Raw genomic sequence first — 23,221 nt, forward strand, 5'->3', positions numbered from 1 at the left:
CCCGGGCGGGCCGGGGCTGTCCATCGTTGCGCTCTATCACTCAGAACCGGAACACGGTGCCGACCGTGAAACCGGACGGCTTTTCGCCGGCCTGAGTGGTGGAGGTACGCGCCACGTTGTAGGGCGTGCGGCGGATCGGGCCGTCGTTGTCGGTGAACGCGTAGTTGGCATAGAACTGCAACGTCGGCGCGTACTGGTAGTCGGCGCCCACAGCAATCTGCGACACCTTGTCGTCCGCCGGGTTGTCGATCAGCAGCTGATAGTACTGGGTCTTCAGCGCCACTTTGGGGGCCACCTTGTAGCGCAAACCAACACCCCAGGCCTGGGTGTCGAAGGCGGCAATGCCGGTGGCGCCGGCATCCGGCGTTTTCTCGGTGCGTTGGTAGAGCGCCGTCAGCCGTGCCGGGCCGAGGTCGTAGTAGCCGGCCAAGCGATAGGCTTTCTCGCGGTTGTCGCGGTCGTGATCGTGGGAGAACGCCAGGTAGCTATGGTCGGTGTCGTGCTGGATCGACACGCTGTAGACGAACACGTCGTTGTCTTGGCGGTTACCGGACGGCTGGTTGGACGCATCGGCATTGTTGGTGGACAGCTGTACGTTGCCGGTGACCCCGGACCACACCGGGGTGCGGTAGTGAATGCTGTTGTTGAGGCGGCGGTCGAGGCCATCGGCGTGCACCACGTTACGGGCGTCGCCAACTTGGTTGTTGAACAGATCGATGCGGCTGCGCAGTACCTTGGTCGGGGTATCGAAGCGACCGATCCGCACCAGACCCCAGTCGCCGGTGGCGCCAAGGAAGGTGTCGCGGTTGACGCGGAAGTCAGTGTCCTGCACCAGGTTCACCAGCGCTTCCACTTGGTAGATCACTTTCAGTTGCGGTTGCAGCTGCAGGTTGCCGCGCAGGCCGATAAAGCTGGCGTTGCTGGAGGCGTTGACGGCGGTGTCGTCGCCGGGGGCGTCACTGTCCTGCACGTCCACCGACAGATGCAGGGTGCCGTAGAACATGGGAGCAGCCGGGTTGGCCAAGGCCAGTGACGGCACTGCCGCGGCCAGCGCGGCCGCCAGCAGCGTGCGCTGAATGACAGGGTTTTTCATGGTCCATTCTCCAAACGGTCACAAACGGCCACAGGCCGAAAAAAACGCCCATAGAACGGGCGTGCCGCGCCAGCATAGGGGCAACGTCGGGAGCAGATGAAATGCTCTCTGGTGCTGAGCTTATGCCGCGCTGCCGGCGTTGTCGGAACACCGCCGGCGATTTCCATGAAGCATATGTAGATAGCGAATCATTCTTTTACGGAATAAAACGCCAGCCCCTAGATTGCAGGGTCTGCGGTGCTGTCGCCGCGTCCGCCTTTCGCTGTCAGGAGAGTTTCCATGCCCCAACACCTTCGCTGGATACTGGCCGTCACCTTGAGTCTGCTCGCCGGTGCCGCCAGTGCTGACCGCCAGCTGTTGAATGTGTCCTACGACCCCACCCGCGAGCTGTACCGGCAGTACAACCAGCTGTTCAGCGAGCATTGGAAACAAACCACCGGTGAAACCGTCACCGTGCGCCAGTCCCATGGTGGCTCCGGCGCCCAAGCACGCACCGTGATCGATGGCTTGGAAGCCGATGTGGTGACCTTGGCACTGGCCTACGACATCGACGCCATCCACGACCTCAACCCGCAGGCGCTGACGCAGGCGGATTGGCAGCAGGCGTTGCCACGCAACAGCTCGCCCTACACCTCCACCATCGTATTGCTGGTACGCAAGGGAAACCCGAAGCAGATCAAGGATTGGGACGATTTGGTGCGTGACGACGTCAAGGTGATCACGCCGAACCCGAAAACCTCTGGCGGCGCGCGCTGGAATTACCTCGCTGCATGGGGCTATGCGCTGGACCAGACCGGCTCTGAAGAAAAAGCCTATGAGTTTGTGCGCCGGCTGTATGCCAACGTGCCGGTGCTGGACTCCGGTGCTCGCGGCGCCACCAACACCTTCGTGCAGCGCGGCCTCGGTGATGTGTTCATCGCTTGGGAAAACGAAGCGTTGCTGGCGATCGAGGAACTAGGCAAGGGCAAATTCGAAATCGTGGTGCCGAGCTTGAGCATCTTGGCTGAGCCACCGGTGGCGGTAGTGGACGGCAATGCCGCGCGCCGCAAGACCACCGATTTGGCCACCGCCTATCTGGAGTACCTCTACAGCCCAGCGGCGCAGCAGCTGATCGGCCGCCATTATTACCGTCCCACCGAGCCCACTGCGGCGCAGGCCCATGCGGCGCAATTCCCGCAGCTGAAACTGTTCACCATTGATGACGTGTTCGGTGGCTGGCGCCAGGCCCAGAGCACTCACTTCAATGACGGCGGTGTGTTCGACCGCATCCTGCAGGAAAACCGCAGCGTCCGTCGCTGACTGGAAGCGCCGGGCCGGCAGCGGCCCGGCGTGGGTGGAGAAACTAGATGTGGGTTGTCCGCAAGCGTACTCAGGTGATGCCCGGCTTTGGGCTGACGCTGGGTTTCACGCTGTTTTATCTGGGGCTGATCGTGCTGTTACCGATGGCGGCCCTGTTGCTCTACACCGCGCAGCTCAGCGGTGCTCAGTTTTGGGCAGCGGTGAGCGATCCGCAGGTGGTGGCGTCCTACCGCTTGTCGTTCGGCGCCGCGTTGCTGGCAGCGTTGATCAACCTGGTGTTCGGCACCGTGGTGGCCTGGGTGCTGGTGCGCTACCGCTTCCCCGGGCAGCGTTTCTTGGATGCGCTGGTGGACTTACCGTTCGCCATGCCCACTGCGGTGGCCGGCATTGCGTTGGTGACGCTGTTTGCAGGTAACGGCTGGATTGGCCGCTGGCTGGAGCCGCTCGGCTTGCAGGTGGCCTACGCGCCATTGGGGGTGCTGGTGGCGTTGACCTACATCGGCCTGCCGTTCGTGGTGCGCACGCTGCAGCCAGTGATTCAGGATCTGGAGCCGGAACTGGAGGAAGCCTCGGCGATCCTCGGCGCCAGCCGCTGGACCACACTGCGGCGGGTGGTGCTGCCGGCGTTGACGCCGGCGCTGCTGACCGGCTTTTCGCTGGCCTTGGCGCGCGCCATCGGTGAGTACGGTTCGGTGATTTTTATCTCCGGCAATATTCCGTTTTTAACCGAAATTACGCCGCTGCTGATTGTCGCCAAAGCCGAACAATACGATTACGCCGGCGCTGCCGCGCTCGGCACGCTGATGCTGTTGGCAGCGTTCGTGATGCTGCTGCTGATCAACACCCTGCAATGGTGGGCGGCGCGCCGCCATGGCCAGTAAGGAGCCGCTGATGTCTGAACCTCTGACGCTCACTGGCAGCGCCGCACCCTGGCGCGCCGCGACCCAGGAACCGCACTGGGTACGCTGGTTGCTGACCGCGGTAGCGGTGGCTTTCCTGGCGTTATTCCTATTGCTGCCGCTGGCGGTGGTGCTCTACAGCGCCTTTGAACAGGGTCTGGGTGTCTGGCTGGCGGCGGTGACTGAACCGGACGCCGCCGCCGCCATCCGCCTGACGTTATTGGTGGTGCTGATTGCGGTGCCGCTGAACCTGGTGTTCGGTTTGGCGGCGGCCTGGGCGGTGACTCGGTTCCAGTTCCGTGGCAAGGCCTTGTTGATCACCCTGATTGATCTGCCGTTTGCGATTTCGCCGGTGGTGGTGGGGTTGATGTTCGTGATCTTCCTCGGCCGTCACGGACCGGTGGGCCAGTGGCTGATTGAGCACGGTTTGCGGATGATCTTCGCGGTGCCTGGCATCGTGCTGGTGGTGGTATTTGGCACCCTGCCGTTCGTGGCGCGGGAGCTGATTCCGCTGATGCAGCAGCAGGGTCGCGAGGAAGAGGAATCCTCGCTCACCCTCGGCGCCAGCGGTTGGCAGACGTTCTGGCACGTTACGCTGCCAAACGTGAAGTGGGGCGTGCTGTACGGCGTGATTTTGTGCAACGCCCGCGCCATGGGCGAGTTCGGCGCGGTAGCGGTGGTGTCCGGCCGCATCCGGGGCGAGACCAACACGCTGCCGCTGCATATCGAAGTGCTCTACAACGAATACCAATTCACCGCCGCCTTTGCCGTGGCGTCGCTGCTGGCCGGGTTGGCGGTGGTGACGCTGGTGGTGAAGTCGGTGGTGGAGTGGCTGGAGCGGCGCCGCCACCGCGACGCGGCCAGCGCTTGAGGAGGCAGCTATGAGTATCGACGTAATCGGGGTCAACAAAGGATTCGGCAGTTTTCAGGCGGTGGACGATGTCAGTTTGCACCTGCCCGGTGGGGCGCTGACGGCGCTGTTGGGGCCGTCCGGTTCCGGCAAGACCACGCTGCTGCGCATTATCGCTGGGCTGGAGCAACCGGACAGCGGCCAGGTGCTGTTCCACGGCGAAGACACCACCGGCGTGCATGTGCGCGAACGCGGCGTTGGCTTCGTGTTTCAGCACTATGCGTTGTTCCGCCATATGACGGTGTACGACAACGTCGCCTACGGCCTGAAAGTGAAGCCGCGTCGCGAGCGGCCCGGTAAAGCCGAGATCCACCGTCAGGTGATACGTCTGTTGGAGCTAGTGCAGCTCGACTGGACTGCCCAGCGCTATCCCAGCCAGCTGTCCGGCGGCCAGCGCCAGCGCATTGCCTTGGCGCGGGCGCTGGCGGCACAGCCGAAGGTGCTGCTGCTGGATGAGCCGTTCGGTGCGCTCGACGCTCAAGTGCGTGCCGAGCTGCGCAGTTGGCTGCGGCGGCTGCACCAGGAAATCCACCTGACCACGGTGTTCGTCACCCACGACCAAGCTGAAGCACTGGAAGTGGCCGACCGGGTGGTGGTGATGAACCGTGGCCGGGTGGAGCAGGAGGGCAGTCCGCAAACGGTTTACGACCAGCCAGCCAACGCTTTCGTGTGCCGCTTCCTGGGTGAAGTGAATCCCTGGCCGGAGGTGGCTGGCGGTGAGGTGGCCTATGTACGGCCCCATGAAATCCAGTTGTCGCTGGAGCCCCAAGCCGGCGGCCTGCCAGCGCGGGTGGCGGCGGTCAGTTTGGCCGGGCCGTCGCTGCGGGTGGAGCTGCATACCGAACGCGCACAGGCGCCGCTGCAAGTACAGGTGCCGCGCTCCAGTGCCATCGCCGAGGCGTTGCGGCCGGGGGTGGCGCTGTGGGCACAGGCGCAGCACACGCGGGTGTATCCCGATCCGGCGCTCGCGGTCAGTGGTTGATGGGGGTGGCAGTGCGGATGGCTGCGACGCACTAAGCTGCCGGCGCGCTGGCCGGGCAGTCCACTCAACGTCATCACCGCCTAGCGAAACGTGGAAGTCTGGGGGTAGCGAAACTGCGGGCGGCGCGGCGTTCGGGCATCAGCAACGCAGCCGGCCGTTGCCTACCGGTGTGGGCGCCCGCGCTGCCCATCCGCGGGCACTGCAATCGGCGGCCTACGTTGCCGCCTTCACAGCCGGTGCAGCAGCAGATTAAACGGTGACCAGAATTCCTGGCGATCATCGTCCAGCAGTTTCAGCGTGTCGTCGTCGAGGATCAGCAGATAACGCTGGTCATTGCGCTGGGGGTCACGCAGATGCAGCAGTTGGCTATCGGGCCAGTCATCCGGTTGGTCGATGCGGTCCCAATGGCCGCTGTTCACTTTTTGACGCGGAGCGCTGTGATCCGCCGGCGCTTCCCAGGCCACGAAGCGGTGGCTGTCGGGGTCCAGCTCCAGCGTCAGCAGCAGGGTGGGGCAGTTGTCGTCACCGCAGGCGATTTCGCCTTGGTAGCGCACCGGTGTGGCGGCCGCCGGTGGCGGGGGTGGCGCGGCCGCGGTGACGGGTGTTGCCGCGGCGGCGGGTTCCGGTGCCGGAGCAGTGACGCAGCCGGCGCTGATCAGGGCCAGCAGATACAGCGGCCAGCAACGGTAGACACGCAGGTTCATGACGCATCCCTGTAATGAACACCGGGCCATTGCACCGTGCCGTGCGGCACGATGCAAGTGCGTGGTTCAGGAGTGCGACGGCTGGAACAGCACCGACAACATCGACAGCGTGCCTTGGTCGAGTCCTTCGGTGGGGCAGCTCACCTGGTCCTCGACGCTGCGCGCGCCCAGCAGATACAGCAGTGGCTGGTAATGCTCGGCGGTGGGGTTGGCCGCCAGTGCGGCCGCATCTTCGGTGAGCAGGGCCACCAAGGCGTCGTCATCGCGGGTCAGTAGCGCCTGCTTGGCGCGGGCTTCAAAGTCCTCGGCCCAGGCCGGCGTGTGCGTGCTGCGGTCGCGCAGGTTGTGCACCACATTGCCGCTCGCCAGCAGCAGGACACCGCGCTGGCGCAGCGGTGCCAAGCGCGCGCCGAGGGCGAGGTGGGCGGCGGCATCGAACGGCCGCGCCAGACTTAACTGCGCCACCGGAATATCGGCGTGCGGGTACATGCGCGCCAGCACCGACCACGCGCCGTGGTCCAGCCCCTGCCCAGCATCCATGGTCACGTCGGCGTGCTGGTGCAGCCACTGCGCTAGTGCCGGGGCGCCCGGCGCCGGGTACTGATACTGCTGCAACGCCGGCGGGAAGCCACGGAAGTCATGAATCGTCTGAGGCCAGTGGGCGGCGCTGGCCTGCGGTGAGGGGGTTTCCCAGTGGGCAGAGATACACAGGATTGCCGCTGGGCGCGGCAGCGCCTGTGCCAGCTGCTGCCAACGCGCAGTCCAGGAATTGTCTTCCAGCGTGTTCATCGGGCTGCCGTGGCCGATGAATAGCATCGGTAGCGGCGCGGTGTGCGGCAGTGCCGCCAGGTCGATCAGCGCTGGGTTCATGGCATCACCGGTTGGGTCCGACGGGCCGACAGCAGCACACTCAGCGCCAGCAACAGCAGTGTTGCGGGTACCACGTAGGTCAGCATCACCGCTGCCAGCGCATCGCGCGCCGGGTGGCCGGTGGCGTCGAGGATCAGATACGCCAAGTAGGCCAAGTAGTAGCCAAAGAACAGCGCGCCTTCCCAGCGGTCGATGCGCCGGCCGGTGAAGCACACTGGCAGGCACACCACTGCCACCGCCAGCATCACCCAGCCGTCCACCGCCACCAGGCTGGCCGGCGCCACCAAACCGCCCGGTGCCACGAGCGCACCAAGGCCGGCCACGGCAAACACATTGAACAAGCAGCTGCCGACGATGTTGCCCACCGCCATGTCCCGTTGATTGCGCAGCGTCGCCATCACTGATGCGGCCACTTCCGGCAGCGAGGTGCCGCCGGCCACGATGGTCAGACCAATCACGGTTTCGCTCAGGCCCCATTGCTGGGCCAGTGCCACCGCTGCGGCCACCAGCCAATGGGCGCCCAGCACCAGCAACGCCAGCCCGCCGACAATCCGCAGCAGCTCGCCAGCGAGAGGCCCTGATGGGCTGTCGTCGGTACGGTCTGTCGCCGTGCTGGCAGCGCTATCGCGACGGGCTTGCCACAGCGTCTGGCTGATATACACCAGCAGCAGGCCGGACAGCACGGCGCCTTCCAGCGTTGAAACGTTGCCGTCCTGCATGCACCACACCAACAGACCGCAGGCGACCACCATCCACGGCAGGTCACGGCGCAGTAGGCCAGGAGCCACCAGCAGCGGCCGCAACAGCGCACAGACGCCGAGGATCAGCAGGATGTTGAAGAGGTTGCTGCCGACCACATTGCCCAGCGCCAGGTCGGCAGCGCCGCCGCCGGTGAAGGCGGCATTGAGGGTCACCATCAGTTCCGGGGCGCTGGTACCGAAGGCTACTACGGTCAGCCCCACCACCAGCGTTGAAATGCCGAATCGCGAGGCCAGCCGTGCGGCGCCGGCCACCAGCCAGTCACCACCGAGGGTCAGCAGCACCAGTCCGGCTAGCAGCATCAGGTAAGTCATCATTGGCTCTCGCGCGCTCTTGCAGCAGAAGGGATGAGGCTATTGTGCGTGCCTCGGGCGGCACGTCCAGCGCATTCAATCGTTGTTGACGGGGCCGCGCAGGGCCTTGATGCGGCCACGGTGTTGTTTGGCATCCAGCCGCCGTCGCCGTGACGCGCGAGTGGGGCGGGTGGCAATGCGCGGCGGGTCGGTGTGCAGGGCCGCCAAGATCCATTCACGCAGCCGCTCCAGCGCCGCCTCGCGGTTCTGCAATTGGCTGCGCGCTTGTTGGCTTTTGATGATCCACACGCCGTCGCTGGTCAGGCGCCGATCGGACTGCGCCAACAGCCGCTCCTTCACCCAGTCCGGCAGGCTTGACGCGCCGACATCAAAGCGCAGGTGAATGGCAGTGGAGACTTTGTTGACGTGCTGGCCGCCGGCGCCTTGGGCGCGCATCGCCTCTAGCTGGATCTGTTCCAGCGGCAGCGACAGCTCGTCATTGAGGTACAGCATGGTGCATCCCGGTTAGCAATGGGCGTCCAGCCTAGTGCACCGGGATGCTGCCGTCATCTCCCCGGCTCAGCGGGTGGCATTGAAGGCCGCAGCGGCGGCCGCCAGTTCCTCACGCAGCAGATCCGATAGCGACGGTTCGAACGGCACCTGGCCGACGCTGGCGGTAAAGCCACGGAACGGCGCGAAGCGCTGGCGGAAATCCAGTGCGAAGCGGTACTGGTGGTCAAGATGGATGCCGGGTTGCTCCACGTTCGGCTGCGGCTGCAGCTGGTCGCAGTCGGCGGTAGTGAGCAAGTCCGGGCAATCTTTGACGATGTTGTGCAGTCCGCTGTCGCGGTATTTTTCCAGCACCCAAGGGGAGAACGTAAGCGCAGTAACGGTGCCGGCCGCCAGATCCATTTCCAGCAGCCGCATCAGGCCATTGCCGCCGGCATATTCGTCTTGGTAATCCACCAGAATCATATCCACCGAAAGGCCTTGATCGTTGAAGCGCTGGGTGCGTGCGGCGTGGTGATTGTGGCCGCTGATGGTCATGAAAATCTGGTCGTGGTGGCGGATCAGTTTTTCCCACAGCCGTTCGCCGTTGCCGGTCACCACCGCTTGATGTTGGGCCAGGTCGACATCAAGGATGTCGTGGGAGGCCACGATCACCGGCGTGTTGGGATGCTGCGCCACCATCTCATTGGCCCATTGCAAGGTGGCGTCGGAGGTGCGCCAGTCCAGCGCCAGCACCATGAAACGCTGGCCGAGCGCGGTGAAATGGCGCGCTTCGCTGTAGCCCAGAGGGTCCTTGCTGATCAGCGATGCCCCGTTGGCGGTGCGATTGCGGCCGAAATAATCGAGGAACAGCTCTTTATTGTGGGTGCGCTCACTGTCCTGCTGGTTCTTGTCGCGCACATCGTGGTTGCCCGGCGCCAAGCTGTAGGGCACGCCGGCCGCTTCCAGCCGTGCCATGGCGGCGTCGGCCCGCTTCCATTCATTTTTTTTCTCGGTACCGCTCTGGACGATATCGCCGACATGGACGGCAAAGGCGACCTGGTAATCGTCGGCGTGGTCAGCCAGCCATTGGGTGATGCCTTGGAAGCCGCGGATCGGCTCGAAGGGCAGTTTCGGGTAGCGCGGATTGAGGTTAAGAAAACCGCGCTCGTTGTTTTCGGAATAAAACTGGGTATCGGGGATCACCGCTAGGTTGAAGCTGGTGGCGGCGGTCGGCGCTGGCGGCGCGGAGGACGCACTGCTCCCGCCACAAGCGCTGAGCGCTAGGGTCGTGCAGAGGGCAAGTAGACGCAGCATGGGGGCATCTCATTGGGCAGCAACGGAAGCGCCCCATGCTAGGTGCCGGCAATGGCAGTTGCGTGACAGCGGGTACTGGCGTCAGAGACCGCCGTCGCCGAGCTGGCGGCGCAGCGTGTTGGGCGGGCCGCCGTTGCGGTCCGCCGGCCGCAGCACGAATTCCTCGATGCGGTAGCCGTCGGGCCCTTGGCGTACCACCGCTTCATCAATCCAGCGCTGGCGGCGTTCGCCGTCTTCGAGCTGGATCGACACCAACGCCCAACTGCTGCCTTCCGGGCCGCGGAAGGTGCGCACATTGAGCACGCTGAATGCATCCGGCATCACGTCGCCGCCGCTGAATAGGATGCGGCCACTGAATTCGTCAGCACGCTCGCTAGCGTCGTTAAGCAGCGTCAGCAGACTGCTGCTGAGGAAAGGTTGTAGCACGCGGGCGGTGGCGTCGTCGGGGAGCCCGCGTGGGTGCAGGGTGATGTAGCGGCTGTAGAACTGGCAGATCACAAATGCCGGCGAACCGATGTCCGAGCAGACCGGCGTCGGTGTGGCTCGGCGCTCGGCATCGGCGTCGGGGCGGTGCACCGCGTCTGGAGCCTCGGGAGTGGTGACACAGGCGGCCAGCATCAGCGCTGGCAGCAGCAACAGCAGGCGCAGCGACCGGCTCATGGCAGCACCACCGACAGCGACACGCCCAGGGAAGCCACCGCCACCACCACCGCCAAGGCGGACAGCCATTGCGCGCGCCGGCCGCGGCGAGTGGCCAGGGTGGTTTGCTGATCGAGCGCTCGCAGTGCCTGTTCCAGTTGGCCGGCCAGACCTTGCAGTGCTTCGGCGTTGCCGGCTACCGCGCGTTGCAGTTCTTCGATCTGCACGGGCACCGCATCCAGCGAGGCGTCGCGGCGTTGGGTAAAGGCAGGAATTGCCGCCGTGGCCATGGTGGCCACATAGGGCAATGCCAGTTTGATCACCGGAATCCACACTGCCATGACCACAGTCTCCTGAATTGATCAGAGGGTGCCGACGTCGACGCCCTGGTGTTGCAGGTCCGCGTGGTAGGAGCTGCGCACCATCGGGCCCGATGCCACCGAGGTGAAGCCAAGCTGTTCGGCAATGCGGGCGAACTCACGGAATTCGTCCGGATGCACGAAGCGCTCCACCGGGGCGTGGTGTTTGCTCGGCGCCAAGTACTGGCCAATGGTGACCATGTCGATGTCGTGGGCGCGGATCGCCTGTAACGTCTCGATCACCTGCTCGTTGGTTTCGCCGAGGCCGACCATGATGCCGGTCTTGGTGGGAATCGAGGGGTTACGGGCGCCAAAATCTTGCAAAAGTTTCAGCGAATGATCGAAGCGGGCACCGGGTCGCACGCGCTTATACAGGTGCGGTACGGTTTCGATGTTGTGGTTGAACACGTCCGGCGGCGTGGCGCTGAGCACGTCGATGGCGTCTTCTAAGCAGCCACGGAAGTCAGGCGTCAGAATTTCGATTTGCACTTTGGGGGTGCGCTGGCGCACGGCGCTGATGCATTCAGCAAAGTGACGCGCGCCGCCGTCGGCGAGGTCGTCACGGTCCACCGAGGTAATGACCACATATTTGAGGCCCATGCCGTCCACGCTTTCAGCCAAATGGCGTGGCTCGTCGGCGTCCAGCGCGTTGGGGCGGCCAAAGCCCACATCACAGAAGGCGCAGCGGCGGGTGCAGATGTCACCCATGATCATGAAGGTGGCGGTGCCGTTGCCGAAGCACTCAGGCAGGTTGGGGCAGCCGGCTTCCTCGCACACGGTGTGCAGCTTCTGCTGGCGCAGCATGTCCTTGACCTGCTGAATGCGGCCGCTGGACGGTACCCGCACCCGAATCCAGTCCGGTTTGCGCTGCGGCGCCGGAGATTGGTCGACCAAAGGAATGGTGCGCACCTTGCGTTCACCCCGCAGTTTTTCTCCGGGTTGGACCTTGGCGCGGGCAGGGTGGGCAGTGGTCATGTCAGTCCTCGGCAAGCGGTGGCACAGCGCGGTCGAGTGTAGCAGCTTCGGTGACCGGCACGTCAGGCAAAGTGGTAAAGGTCTGGGTCGGCGCGGGCAGTCCCAGCTGCTGGGTGACGTGGTGCAGCAGGCGCGCTTCCACCGCCTCCCGCGCGCACGGCACGCCGAGCAGGGCGAGGCTGGTCATCGGTTGACCGATGTGGCCGCAGGGGTTGATGCGCTGGAACACGTCGAGGTCCATGTCGCGATTGAGCGACAGGCCGTGGTAGCTGCGGCCGCGGCGAATACGCAGCCCAAGCGAGGCGATTTTGGCATCGCCGACATAGACACCGGGGGCATCCGGGCGGCTGGCGGCTTCGAGGCCATACTCCGCCAGCAGCGCCACCAGTGCCTGTTCGATGCCAGTCACCAGCGCCCGCGCGCCGAGTCCCAACGGCGCCAACTCCAGCAGCAGATACATCACCGTCTGGCCGGGGCCGTGGTAGGTGACTTGGCCGCCACGATCGGTCTGTACCAGCGGGATGTCGCCGGCATTGAGCACGTGCTCCGGCTTGCCGGCCTGGCCAAGGGTAAATACCGGCGGATGCTCCAGCAGCCACAGCTCGTTGGCGTCGTCGGCGCTGCGCAGATCGGTGGCGTGCTTCATCGCCTGCCAGCAGGGCGCGTAGTCGATGCGGTCGAAGCGGCGCAGGTGCAGGGCCAGCGTCATCAGAACACGACTTTGACGTGGGGCGAATCGTTCAGCGCCGCGTAGATGGCGCGTACCTGGTCGGCACTGTCCATCACCACGCGGGCATTGACGGACACATAGGTGCCCTTGCTGCTTGGCGTCAGGGTGATGGTATCGGTGGGATCAAAACTGGGCAGGTGCTCGGTCAGTACCGCCACCACCACGTCCTGCACCGGGCTGTCTTTGGCGCCCATCACTTTCAGGGTCATCGGGTGGGGGAAGTCCCAGAGGTGTTCGTTGACGGTGGTCATGGCTCGCTCCTCACGGCGGCAAAGTGGCAATGATGCCACGGCTGCGGAGCACTGGCGCCCCGCCAAGCCCGCAAAGGTCGGGGTGGCGGGGGCCTTTTTCAAGGGCAGGAATCAGAACAGGTTGTGGAAGAACAGCAGCACGTGGTGCCACAGGCGCTTGAACAGGCCGGCTTCTTCCACGGCAGTCAGTGCCACCAATGGTTTTTCCAGCAGCACCTGTTCGCCACTGCGGATTACCAGCGTGCCGAGTTGTTGGCCCTGTTCGATCGGTGCACGCACGTGGTCGTTGACGGTCATTTGCGCGTCGAGGCTGTCGTGGCTGCCGCGCGGGATCACCATCGCCAGTTTTTCGTCCAGCCCCAGCGCCACCTTGGCGTCGGTGCCCATCCACACGCGGGTGGTGGTCAGCGTTTCGCCGGCGTCGTAGGCCTCGTAGCTCTCGTAGAAGCGGAAGCCGTAGTTGAGCAGGGTCTGAGTCTCGCGGGCGCGGGCCTGTTCCGACTTGGCGCCCATCACCACCGCGATCAGGCGCATGCTGTCGCGCTGGGCGGAGGCCACCAAGCTGTAACCGGCGGCTTCGGTGTGGCCGGTTTTCATGCCGTCCACGCTCGGGTCACGCCACAACAGCAGGTTGCGGTTGGTCTGGTCGATGCCGTTGTAGGAAAACGACTTTTCTTTGTAGAGCGCGTAGTTTTCCGGGTAGTTCTGGATCAGCGCGCGGCCCAGCACCGCCATGTCGTAGGCGCTGGAAACTTGGCGCTCGTCCGGCCAACCGGTGGCGTTGGCAAAGAACGAGTTCTTCATGCCCAAGCGGTTGGCTTGCTGGTTCATCATTTCCGCGAATGCTTCTTCGGAGCCGGCGATGTGCTCGGCGATGGCCACCGCCGCGTCATTGCCGGACTGGATCGCGATGCCGCGCAGCAGGTCTTCGACCTTCACCTGCGAGCCTTCCTTGACGAACATGCGTGAGCCGCCCATGCGCCAAGCTTTCACGCTGATGGTGACCATGTCATCCAGCGCCAGATTGTCGTTGGCGATTTCCCGCGCTGCGATGTAGTCGGTCATGATCTTGGTCAGACTGGCCGGCGGCAGCGGCTCGTGGATGTTGTGCTCGACCATGATCTGGCCGCTGGCGGCATCCATCAGGATGTAGCCGGACGCATCCACCCGCGGTGCGGAGGGAATGTCGTTGGCCAGGGCACTGTGGCTGAACACGCCTGCCAGCAGGGCGGAGAGGGGAGCAAGGGCACGCAAAGTTTTCATTGGCAAAAATCGTCCTTTCCAGGCAATTCGGTCTCATCAACACCGACCCTACTAGGGCCGGCGGCCCGGCTGGGCCGGGCAATAAAATGGGTCAGGGCATCACTCGCAGCGGTTCACCGTAACCGGAGCGGTAAAGTTGGTCGTGGGCGTTCTCGCGCAGCGGTTCGGTGGCAAACGGGCCCACCCACACGCGGTACAGCGCCGAGTCGCTGGCGCTGTCACGCACCGCCACTGGGTAGCTGAACTGCGCCACCAGCCGGTCGGCCAGTTGTTGGGCGGTCTGGGGACGGCTGAAGGCGCCCACTTGCAGGTACAGCTCGGCCGGCGGCGGCGGGCTGTCCACCGCAGCACGCATGCCAGCGTTGGGTGCCGCTGCGGCGGTGCTGCTGCGCGGCGGCGTGGTGGTGGCCACGGTGGCCGGGCCGGACGGCGTCAGCACTTCCACGCGCACGCGACCGGTGCCGCTCTGTTCGATGCCGAGCCGATGGGCAGCCGCCCACGACAGGTCGATTTCGCGGTCTGGATGGAACGGGCCGCGGTCGTTGACGCGCACCACCACCGACTTGCCGTTCTCGAGGTTAGTGACGCGGGCGAAGCTCGGCAGCGGCAGGCTGCGGTGGGCGGCACTGAACTGGTACATGTCATAGGGCTCGCCGCTGGAAGTGCGGTGACCGTGGAACTTGGCACCGTACCACGACGCGATGCCATCCGCCCGGTAGCCCTCGCCGCTAGCCATAACATGGTAGGTCTGGCCAAACACCATGTAGGGCGAGTGGTTACCGTAGCGGCTGCGCGGTTCATGGCGCACCTCCGGTTCGCGGATGTGCTGGGTATCCGGGCGGTGATTGGGCGCGGTATCGCGCGCCATTGAATAGCGGTCAGCACCCGGCGTCGGCGGGATCGCCGCTGCGGAGCCGGTGCCGCCCTTGGCCGGCGGCACCGGCTCCGCCGGCGGATTGCCGGCACAGCCCACCAAGGTGGTCAACAACAGAAGAGGGAGTGCGTGACGCATTATGGCTCCATGCGGTCAGCGATATCCCGGCTCAACTGGTACACCGCCATGGCGTAGTAGCGGCTGCGGTTGTAGCGGGTGATGACATAGAAGTTATGGTTGGCGAGCCAGAATTCGCTGCCCTCGGCACCGTCCAATTCCAGCGCTGCCACCTTAGTGCTGCCCGGCAGCTGGTAGCAGTAGCGGGTTTCGCCGCCATCGCAGGCCAGCGGCGTGACGTTGGCCTGGCGCAGGCTGTCGAGCGTGCGATTGGGGGTGTAATCAGTGCCGAACAGGCTTTGGTAGCTGTTGCCGCTGACGCGGGCGCGGGCGGCCACCGGCGCGCCGGTTTCCCAGCGGTGGGCGCGGAAGTAGCTGGCAACACTGCCGATGGCATCGGCGGGGCTATTGATCAGGTCAATCTTACCGTCCTTGTCGAAATCCACCGCGTAGGCGCGGTAGCTGGACGGGATGAACTGCGGCATGCCCAGCGCCCCGGCATAGGAACCGGTAACGGTGGCGGCGTCGATGCCGGCGTCACGCTCCAGCAGGAACAGTTCTTTCAGCTCTTTGCGGAAGAAGTCGGCGCGCGGCGGGTAGTCAAAGCCGAGGGTGGCCAGCGCGTCGAGCGCTTTCCAGGTGCCTTTGTGCTGACCGTAGCGGGTCTCAACGCCGATGATGGCGACGATGATCTCTGCCGGCACGCCGTACTCGCGCTCGGCGCGCTCCAGCAGTTCACGGTGTTCGCGCCAGAACGCCACGCCCTGTTCGATGCGGCTGTCTTGGATGAAAATCTTGCGGTACTCACCCCAAGTCAGGGTGCGCTCGGCCGGTTTGGCAATCGCCTCCAGGATCTTGTCCTGACGGGTGGCAGCGTCCAGCAGGCGGCGCACATGCTGTGCGTCCAGCCCTTCTGCGGTCAGTTCACGCAGCAGCGCCTGGCCTTCCGGCCGTGAGGCGTAGTCGTTGGCACCAGCCGGGGTGACCGCCAGCAGGCTGGCGCCCAGCAGCCACGCAGTCATGAGGGGGGAAACACGATTCCGTCGCATGTTGGCTCCAGTTAAGAGGGCTCTCAATGGCCCAGCAGTTTGCGGTGAGTGTGGATCGACATCAAGACGCCGAAACCCGCAAGCAGTGTCACGATGGACGTGCCACCGTAGCTGATGAGCGGCAAGGGTACACCGACCACCGGCATCAGGCCGGACACCATCCCGATATTTACAAACACATAGATGAAGAACGTCAGCGCCAGCGATGCGCCCAGCAGCCGGCTGAAGGTGTCTTGCGCATAGTGGCTGATGATCAGCCCGCGACTGATGATGAACATATAAGCCGCCAGCAGGCAGACCACGCCGGCAAAGCCCAGTTCCTCGCCGAGCACCGCAAAAATGAAATCAGTGGATGATTCCGGCAGGAAATCCAGCCGCGACTGGGTACCGTTGAGCCAGCCTTTACCCCACATGCCGCCAGAACCGATGGCGGTTTTCGATTGAATGATGTTCCAGCCGGCGCCCTGCGGATCGGATTCCGGGTTCAGAAAGGTGTCCACCCGGCGCCGCTGGTAGCCGTGCATCACGAAGAAATACATCGCCGGTGCTGCCGCGCTGAGCACCGCCAGCGCAGACAGAATCAGGCGCCAGCTAAGGCCGGCCATGAACAGCACAATGAAGCCGGCGGCCGCCACCAGGATGGCGGTGCCGAGATCGGGCTGTTTGGCGATCAGCAGCACCGGTGCGGCGATGATCACCATCACCACCAGCACATCGCGCAAACGTGCCGGCAGCGCCCGCTCGCGGAAGTACCAGGCCACCATCGCCGGTACGGCGATCTTCATCACCTCCGCGGGCTGGAAGCGGCCAAGGCCGGGTAAGGTGAGCCAGCGCTGGGCGCCTTTGGCCTCGGTGCCGAACAGCAACACCATCACCAGTAATGTGAGACCGACTAGGTAAACCAGTGGCGCACTGAAGCGGTAACTGCGGGGGGGCACCTGGGCCAACACGAACATCAGACCGAAGCCGATGGCAAAGCGCATGCTCTGGCGCAGCACCACGTCCAGGTTGCCGTCGCTGGCGCTGTAGAGCACCACTAGGCCGCCCAGCACCACCATCAGCAGCGCCGCCAACAGTGGCGCGTCGAGGTGCAGACGCCAGGCCAGGCTGTCGGGGTCGAAGCGCGGTTGCAGGCGCGGACTGCGATGCGGATCAGGCAACATGTTCAAGGCTCCTGCGGGGCGGCGGCGGGCAGCGGACCGCCAAGCGAGGCGGGCACCGTTTCCGGCAGCGCCGGCGGCGGAATCTCCAGCTCGCCGTCGTCGTTGAGCAGCCAAGCATCCATCACTGCGCGCGCCACCGGGCCGGCGGCACTGCCGCCGCCGCCGCCGTTTTCCACCAAGACACCCACCGCGATGGCCGGCTGTTCGGCCGGCGCAAAGGCTACGAACAGCGCGTGGTCACGCAGCCGCTCGGCGATTTCCTGGGCGTTGTATTCCTGGTCATTGGCCAACGAGAACACCTGCGCGGTGCCGCTCTTGCCGGCGATGTGGAACTGAGCATTCTGCCCCAGCGCGCGGGCAGTGCCTTGGCTGCTGTGGATCACGTTCACCATCGATTGGGTCATGCGCCGCCAGTGGTCATGCTGCTCCAACACGGTGTCATCCAGCGGCGATGCCGGCGGCACCCACTGCGCCACCCGTGGCACCACGGTATCGCCTTGGCGCGCAAGGATGGCGGTGGACAGCGCCAGCTGCAGCGGCGTGGTGAGCATGTAGCCCTGGCCGATGCTGGCGTTGATGGTGTCGCCATGGAACCAGCCCTGGTTGCGCACCGAGCGTTTCCATTCCCGTGACGGCAGGATGCCGCGCGCTTCGCTGGGCAGGTCCACCCCGGTGCGGTCACCGAGGCCGAAGTTGCGCAGGAACGCGGCCATGCGGTCGATGCCGAGCCGGTAGCCCATGTCATAAAAGTAGGTGTCGCAGGACTGCATGATGGCTTTGTTCATGTCCACGTGGCCGTGACCCCAGCGGCGCCAGTCGCGGAACACCCGGGTTTCGCCTTCGATGCGGTAATAACCCGGATCCCAGATGGTGCGCTGCCAGTCGGTGACGCCAGCGGCAAGGCCGGCAAGGCCAATGATCGGTTTCACGGTGGAGCCGGGCGGGTACTGGCCCTGCAACGCGCGGTTGAACAGCGGCTGGTCATGGTCATCGCGGTAGCCGGCGTAGTCGACGTGGGAGATGCCGGTCACAAACAGGTTGGGGTCGAAGCCGGGGCGCGACACGAACGCCAGCACGCCGCCGTCACGGGGATCGATGGCCACCACCGCGCCGCGCCGGTCACCGAGCGCATCCCAGGCGGCTTTCTGCACTTTCAGGTCGAGGTGCAGGCGCAGATCCTGACCGGGTTGCGGTGGCGACTCTTCCAATACCCGCAAGATGCGGCCGTGGGCGTTGGTTTCCACTTTGCGAAAGCCGGCAATGCCGTGCAGCAGCCGTTCGTAGAAACGCTCCACACCGATGCGGCCGGTGTAGTGGGTGCCGCTGTAATTGGCGCGCTCTTCCGGCGTCATCGCCTCGATGTCTTCGGCGCTGATGCGGTTCACATAGCCAAGCACGTGGGAAAATAGTTCGCCGTGGGAGTAGTTGCGGATGGCTTCCACATCGATGCGCACACCGCGTAGCCGGTGCTGGCTGACGGCAATGCGCGCCATCTCAGTTTCCGTCAACCGCGCCCGTAGTGGCACCGGCTCCCACGGCCGGCGCGGGCTATTGAGGCGGCGGCGGAAGCGGTCAATATCGCTTTGCTCCAGCGCCATGTAGGTGCCGAGCTCGGCGAGCATGGCGTCGAGATCAGCGACCATCTCCGGCACGATGGCCAGCGAAAAATCCGGCTGGTTGTCCGCTAACAATACGCCGCGGCGGTCATAGATCAGGCCCCGTGGGGGCGCGATGGCCTGGGTCTGCATGCGGTTTTTGTTCGACAGCGTGGCGTAGCGGTCGTGTTGCAGGCTTTGCAGCCACACCATGCGGGCCACCAGCACCAGCGCCAGCAGCACCACGAACCCGAACGCCCACAGCAGCCGCACCGTGAAGATGCGTCCTTCGCGATGGTGGTCCTTGAACGTCATGGGTGATTGCATGGGGGATGCGCCGGGTTGGTGGAGCAGCCGGCAATGATAACGGTGATGGGCCCTGATTGACACGGGCGCTGGCAGGGTCTGCCAGCGCCCGTGTTTGCTCAGCGGCCGCCGGGCGCCGGGTGGATGCCGACGTTGTTGTCGAGCAGCGCGCGGGTGGCCACCTGCAGGTAGCTGTCCAGCGTGCGCAGGTCCTCGCGGTCTTCGGCGCTAAGCTGGTCGCGCTGGGCGGTGCGGCGCTCGCCGAGTGCGAATTGCCACGCTTGTGGCGCGCTACCGCGCGGCTGGATCAGCGCGCGGCCGTCACGGATCAGCGCCACCGTCTGCTCGGTGCCAGACGGTTTGATGATGGCGTAGCCGGGATCATCCGCCGGCAGCGCCAGCAGATCGCGGCCCCAGCACTGGTGCTGGTAGCGCTCGCCGAGGCGGCCTAGCGCGGTGGGCACCACGTCGACCTGGGTAGCCACAGTGTTGCGGGTGGCGCCGAAGCGCTCCTGAATGCCCGGCGCCAACAGCAGCAGCGGCACGTGATGGCGGTAAAGATCCATGTCGGTCAGTTGTTCCGGGGCGCCAAAGCCGTGGTCGCCGAGGATCACGAACAGCGTGTCTTGGTACCAGTCACGGGTTTTAGCGGCGGCAAAGAACTGCCCCAGCGCCCAGTCTGAATAGCGCATGGCGGTCAGGTGCAGGTCATTGCGGCCGTGGCCGCTGACTTCTGCCACCGGCAGCGGGTCCGGCAACGCGTAGGGGGTGTGGTTGGACAGCGATTGCAGCAGTGCGTAGAACGGCTGCGCCGGGTCCATGCGGTCCAGCTCTTCCACCGCGCGGGCGAACATATCTTGGTCGGACACGCCCCAGGTTGGGTCGGAGAACACCGGATTAATGTAGTCGCGGCGGCCGACAAAGTGACGCATCCCTTGGTTGCCGAAGAAGCCGCGCTGATTGTCCCAGGCGAAATCACCGTTGTAGACGTAGGCGTCTTGGTAGCCGCGCGGCGCCAACAGGGCGGGCAAACCAGACAGCGGATGGCCGCCTTCCGGGGTCTGCATCAGGTATTCGAAGGCTGGCAGGTTGGGGAAGCAGGCTATGGTGGCGAACATGCCTTGGTGAGTATGGGTGCCGTTGGAGAAGAACTGGGTGAACAGCAAGCCTTCCTCGGCCAGTGCGTCGAAATGCGGGGTGATCGAGGAGGCGTCGCCGAGCGCGCCGACGTAACGGCCAGCGAAGCTTTCCATCAGGATTACCACCACGTTGCGCACCGGCAAGCGGGTGTCCGCCGGCGGCGTGGTGACGCGCCGCACCGGCGCCAGCTCGGCTTCCACCAGCTGGTCGGTGTCCAGCAGTAGCCGCTGGCGCACCCGCGCCAGCGCTTCGTCCGCGGGCACATTGCTTTTCCACAGATTCTCGCGGTGCGAGGAGGCACTGTTGCGCGCCGCGTCGGCCAGCGATTGCACTGCATTCAAGCCAAGATGGTTGGTGAACAGCGTGCCGGTGTTGAAAGCATCGCCCCAGCGCAGCGGCGAGCCTTGGCGCAGGGTGCCGCGGGCGGCCACCGTGGCCAGCGCCACACACAGCAGCAGCACCAGCGCGCGGCTGAACAGGCTGCTGGCGCGGCCGCTGCCACGGCTGAACCGGTCCAGCCGGCGCAGCAGCAGGTACAGCAGCGCGCTGGCCACCAGCCACGCCAGCACCAGCCGCACCACCGGGAAGCCGTGCCACAACATGCTCACCACCGTGGCCGGGTCTTCTTTCAGGTACTGGAATACCAAGCTGTTCAGGCGCTGGTGGAATTCAGCGTAGAAGTTCAGCTCCATGACACCGAGGAACAGCGCCAGCGCAGCACAGAAGGTCAGCCACAGGCGCCACAGTCGGCGTGCGTTGATCAGCCGCTGGAACGGCAACGCCAGCAGCAACGGCGCGATCATAAACACCGTGATGCGTAGGTCGAAGCGCAGGCCGTTGAAGAAGGCGCGGCTGATGTCGTGGGCACTGGCCGCTGCCGCCAGTTCGCTGTTGTAGGCCAGCAGCGCGGCGCGCAGCAAGCTGAACAGCACCATCAGCAGCACCATACTGCCGGCAACGAACGAGAGATGCGCCGCAACGCTGATGGGGCGCATCGGGGAAACAGTGGAGGGCATGGGTGAGAGCCTGTGGCTGGTAATGAACGGAAACACGCACGTCAGGACGCGCTGCCGAAAGCGGTCACGCTACGGCAGTGGTGGAAAACAAACTGTCAAATTACTGTGAAAAGAGTGTCAAACCGGAGCGCAGCCAGCGCCCAGCGTTACCACGAAGCAGGACCCGCTGGGGCTGCGGTCACTGACCTCGATCTGCCAGCCTTCGCGCAGGCAAATACGGCGTACCAGCGATAGCCCCAGTCCGAGTCCCTCGCCACGCGCTTGCGCGTGCTCTAACCGTTTGAATGGTTCGAAGATGCGTTGGCGCAGATGGGCCGGGATGCCGATGCCGGTATCCTCAACGCTGAAGCGATTGCCGTCGTAATGCAGTACCACACCGCCTTGGTCGGTGTAATGGAGCGCGTTGCGCAGCAGGTTGGAGATCACCGCGCGCAGCAATACCGCATCGTATTGGCACGGTAGATCAGCGCCGGCGTCGAGCTCGAAACTGAGGCCTTTCTCATGAAACAGTGGCGCCCAAAATGCCGCTTGGGCTTCGGCACAGGCACGCAATGACAGCGTGCCGCCACAGGGCACCGCGCCGCTTTCGCGGCGCGCCAAACGCAGGAAGGTCTCCACCAGTCCGGCCATGTCATCACTGGCACGGATCACCCGCAGCAGCTGCATGCGCTCTTGCGGCGACAGATCGGCCTCAGCCAGCAGTTCGGTGGCGCCGGTGATCACCATCAGCGGCGTACGCAGCTCGTGGCTAACGTCGGCGGTAAACAGCCGTTCCCGTTCCAGTGAGTGACGCAGCTCGTACAGAGTGTGGTCGAACGCCTGCGCCAGATAGCCGATCTCATCGTTGGGATAATCCGGCGCCAGCGGCGGTGCTGACACCGACAGTTGATCTCGGTGTAACACCTGCTGCGCCAGCCGCGATACTGGCCGCATGATGCCGCGCGCGGTCATTTGGCCGAGCAGCCAAGCGATACCCACACTCAGTACGAAGCCGGCGAAAACCACCCGATAAAGCGCATGCTCGCGTGCTTCGAATTCGCGCTGGTCCTGCTCTAAGTAGTAGCGCACGCCATTCACTTCGCGCATGTAGATGTACACCGCGTCGTCATCGTCGGAGCGCTCGGTGAAACCAGTGCCGACATCCCTGAGCCGCGCCGGCACCGGGTAATCGCTGTTGCCCATCATGTAGAACTGGGTAGAGGGGTCGAGCCGCGGCGCACGCCCGGCGGGTAGGTCGGTGTGCAGGATGGCGGTCATCTGCCGCCCCAGCTCTTTGGACACCAGATGCTCTTCGACGAAGTGCACCACGGCCACGATGCCGAACGAAAACAGGCCACTGATCACCGCCGTCAGCAGCGTGAAGCCGATGACAATGCGGCGCGCCAGGGGCTGGCGTTTAAGCGAGCTCATCGTCGTCCGCCACCAGCTGGAAGCCGATGCCGTGCACGGTGTGCAGCAGATTGCTGTCGAATGGTTTGTCGATCACCTGGCGCAGCTGGTGCACATGGCTGCGCAGGCTGTCGCTGGACGGCAGGTTGTCGCCCCACAGTAACTCTTCCAGTGTTTCGCGGCGCACCACTGCTGGGCTGCGTTGCATCAGTGCCTGCAGCAGACGCAGGCCCACCGGGTTCAATTTTAGCGGTTTCCCGGCGCGCGAAACGGCCAGCGTGTCGAGATCGTATTCCAGGTCCGCCACTTGCAGTTTGCGTGATGGATTACCTTGACTGCGGCGCAGTACCGCTTGAATACGTGCCACCAGTTCCGACAGCGCAAAGGGTTTCACCAAGTAATCGTCGGCGCCGACGTTGAGGCCCTTGATACGGTCATCAAGGCCGTCACGGGCGGTGAGCATGATGATTGGCACCGTCTTGCCGGCGTCCTGGCGCAGCCGCCGGCACACCTCGTAGCCTTCGATGCCGGGCAGCATCAGGTCCAGCACGATGAGGTCGTAATCCTGGCTCACCGCCAGGTGCAATCCACTGACGCCATCTTGGGCGCAGTCGACCACAAAGCCTTTGATCTGCAGGTAGTCGAGAATGTTTGCGAGGATGTCGCGGTTGTCTTCGATGACAAGAATACGCATGGGCATGGGCCTTCACGGGAGCTTCACGGGGCTTTGACAAGCGGTT

23 protein-coding genes are annotated in these 23,221 nt (G+C 64.6%); 4 read left to right on the forward strand and 19 right to left on the reverse strand.

All coding sequences use genetic code 11. From position 1 onward, the window contains the following. Positions 1-40: 40 nt before the first annotated feature. Positions 41-1,093, reverse strand: a complete 1,053-nt coding sequence (locus AB5I84_RS03795; protein ID WP_369454519.1) for a porin — start codon at positions 1,091-1,093, stop codon at positions 41-43. Positions 1,094-1,372: 279 nt separating this feature from the next. On the opposite strand from AB5I84_RS03795, the gene AB5I84_RS03800 reads away from it, so the two are divergent. From AB5I84_RS03800 to AB5I84_RS03815, 4 genes are read left to right on the forward strand one after another with little or no spacing between them, the layout of a single operon-like run. Next, positions 1,373-2,392 (forward strand): sulfate ABC transporter substrate-binding protein, encoded by a 1,020-nt coding sequence (locus AB5I84_RS03800; protein WP_369454520.1) that lies wholly within the window; start codon positions 1,373-1,375, stop codon positions 2,390-2,392. 47 nt (positions 2,393-2,439) lie between these two features. Then, the gene (cysT, locus tag AB5I84_RS03805; RefSeq protein WP_369454521.1) at positions 2,440-3,273 is read left to right on the forward strand and encodes a sulfate ABC transporter permease subunit CysT; all 834 of its coding nucleotides are present in this window, start codon (positions 2,440-2,442) and stop codon (positions 3,271-3,273) included. 10 nt (positions 3,274-3,283) lie between these two features. Beyond that, positions 3,284-4,162 carry a sulfate ABC transporter permease subunit CysW gene (gene cysW, locus AB5I84_RS03810; protein ID WP_369454522.1) on the forward strand — a complete coding sequence of 293 codons (879 nt, stop codon included), beginning with the start codon at positions 3,284-3,286 and terminating at the stop codon, positions 4,160-4,162. Positions 4,163-4,172: 10 nt separating this feature from the next. Continuing rightward, positions 4,173-5,183, forward strand: coding sequence for a sulfate/molybdate ABC transporter ATP-binding protein (locus AB5I84_RS03815; protein WP_369454523.1), 1,011 nt, complete (start codon positions 4,173-4,175; stop codon positions 5,181-5,183). A gap of 227 nt (positions 5,184-5,410) precedes the next feature. On the opposite strand, the gene AB5I84_RS03820 is transcribed toward AB5I84_RS03815, so the two are convergent. From AB5I84_RS03820 to AB5I84_RS03905, 18 genes are all read right to left on the reverse strand, one after another. Further along, positions 5,411-5,887 (reverse strand): hypothetical protein, encoded by a 477-nt coding sequence (locus AB5I84_RS03820; RefSeq protein ID WP_369454524.1) that lies wholly within the window; start codon positions 5,885-5,887, stop codon positions 5,411-5,413. 66 nt (positions 5,888-5,953) lie between these two features. Beyond that, the gene (gene ygiD / locus AB5I84_RS03825) at positions 5,954-6,757 is read right to left on the reverse strand and encodes a 4,5-DOPA-extradiol-dioxygenase (protein ID WP_369454525.1); all 804 of its coding nucleotides are present in this window, start codon (positions 6,755-6,757) and stop codon (positions 5,954-5,956) included. Continuing rightward, a complete protein-coding gene (locus AB5I84_RS03830) occupies positions 6,754-7,833 on the reverse strand; it encodes a calcium/sodium antiporter (RefSeq protein WP_369454527.1) in 1,080 nt (359 codons plus the stop codon). The genes ygiD and AB5I84_RS03830 overlap by 4 nt, the downstream gene beginning before the upstream one ends. Before the next feature lie 72 nt (positions 7,834-7,905). Beyond that, positions 7,906-8,322, reverse strand: a complete 417-nt coding sequence (gene arfB, locus AB5I84_RS03835) for an alternative ribosome rescue aminoacyl-tRNA hydrolase ArfB (RefSeq protein WP_369454528.1) — start codon at positions 8,320-8,322, stop codon at positions 7,906-7,908. Positions 8,323-8,388: 66 nt separating this feature from the next. Beyond that, entirely contained in the window at positions 8,389-9,615 is a 1,227-nt protein-coding gene (locus AB5I84_RS03840) for a metallophosphoesterase (RefSeq protein ID WP_369454529.1), read from the reverse strand. An 81-nt stretch (positions 9,616-9,696) separates the two neighbouring features. After that, on the reverse strand, positions 9,697-10,275 hold the full coding sequence (locus AB5I84_RS03845; protein ID WP_369454530.1) for a hypothetical protein: 579 nt from the start codon (positions 10,273-10,275) through the stop codon (positions 9,697-9,699). Continuing rightward, entirely contained in the window at positions 10,272-10,595 is a 324-nt protein-coding gene (locus AB5I84_RS03850; RefSeq protein ID WP_369454531.1) for a hypothetical protein, read from the reverse strand. Before AB5I84_RS03850 ends, AB5I84_RS03845 begins: the two co-directional genes overlap by 4 nt. A 21-nt stretch (positions 10,596-10,616) precedes the next feature. Next, on the reverse strand, positions 10,617-11,588 hold the full coding sequence (gene lipA, locus AB5I84_RS03855) for a lipoyl synthase (RefSeq protein WP_369454532.1): 972 nt from the start codon (positions 11,586-11,588) through the stop codon (positions 10,617-10,619). Between the two features lies 1 nt (position 11,589). Further along, positions 11,590-12,297, reverse strand: coding sequence for a lipoyl(octanoyl) transferase LipB (gene lipB / locus AB5I84_RS03860; RefSeq protein WP_369454534.1), 708 nt, complete (start codon positions 12,295-12,297; stop codon positions 11,590-11,592). Beyond that, entirely contained in the window at positions 12,297-12,569 is a 273-nt protein-coding gene (locus tag AB5I84_RS03865) for a YbeD family protein (RefSeq protein WP_369454535.1), read from the reverse strand. Before AB5I84_RS03865 ends, lipB begins: the two co-directional genes overlap by 1 nt. Positions 12,570-12,680: 111 nt before the next feature. After that, complete coding sequence (locus AB5I84_RS03870; protein ID WP_369454536.1) at positions 12,681-13,832, reverse strand: D-alanyl-D-alanine carboxypeptidase family protein; 1,152 nt, start codon at positions 13,830-13,832, stop codon at positions 12,681-12,683. Between the two features lie 91 nt (positions 13,833-13,923). Beyond that, on the reverse strand, positions 13,924-14,844 hold the full coding sequence (locus AB5I84_RS03875; RefSeq protein WP_369454537.1) for a septal ring lytic transglycosylase RlpA family protein: 921 nt from the start codon (positions 14,842-14,844) through the stop codon (positions 13,924-13,926). After that, complete coding sequence (gene mltB / locus AB5I84_RS03880; RefSeq protein ID WP_369454538.1) at positions 14,844-15,872, reverse strand: lytic murein transglycosylase B; 1,029 nt, start codon at positions 15,870-15,872, stop codon at positions 14,844-14,846. The genes AB5I84_RS03875 and mltB overlap by 1 nt, the downstream gene beginning before the upstream one ends. A 23-nt stretch (positions 15,873-15,895) precedes the next feature. Beyond that, positions 15,896-17,035 carry a rod shape-determining protein RodA gene (gene rodA / locus AB5I84_RS03885; RefSeq protein WP_369454539.1) on the reverse strand — a complete coding sequence of 380 codons (1,140 nt, stop codon included), beginning with the start codon at positions 17,033-17,035 and terminating at the stop codon, positions 15,896-15,898. A gap of 2 nt (positions 17,036-17,037) precedes the next feature. Next, entirely contained in the window at positions 17,038-18,945 is a 1,908-nt protein-coding gene (mrdA, locus tag AB5I84_RS03890) for a penicillin-binding protein 2 (protein WP_369454540.1), read from the reverse strand. A gap of 110 nt (positions 18,946-19,055) precedes the next feature. Then, entirely contained in the window at positions 19,056-21,092 is a 2,037-nt protein-coding gene (locus AB5I84_RS03895) for an LTA synthase family protein (protein WP_369454541.1), read from the reverse strand. 117 nt (positions 21,093-21,209) lie between these two features. Next, the gene (locus AB5I84_RS03900; RefSeq protein WP_369454542.1) at positions 21,210-22,502 is read right to left on the reverse strand and encodes a sensor histidine kinase; all 1,293 of its coding nucleotides are present in this window, start codon (positions 22,500-22,502) and stop codon (positions 21,210-21,212) included. Beyond that, positions 22,489-23,175 carry a response regulator transcription factor gene (locus AB5I84_RS03905; protein WP_369454544.1) on the reverse strand — a complete coding sequence of 229 codons (687 nt, stop codon included), beginning with the start codon at positions 23,173-23,175 and terminating at the stop codon, positions 22,489-22,491. The genes AB5I84_RS03900 and AB5I84_RS03905 overlap by 14 nt, the downstream gene beginning before the upstream one ends. Positions 23,176-23,221 lie beyond the last annotated feature (46 nt).

It is taken from the genome of Alcanivorax sp. REN37, from assembly GCF_041102775.1.
In the GTDB taxonomy this organism is placed as follows: Bacteria; Pseudomonadota; Gammaproteobacteria; order Pseudomonadales; family Alcanivoracaceae; genus Isoalcanivorax; species Isoalcanivorax beigongshangi.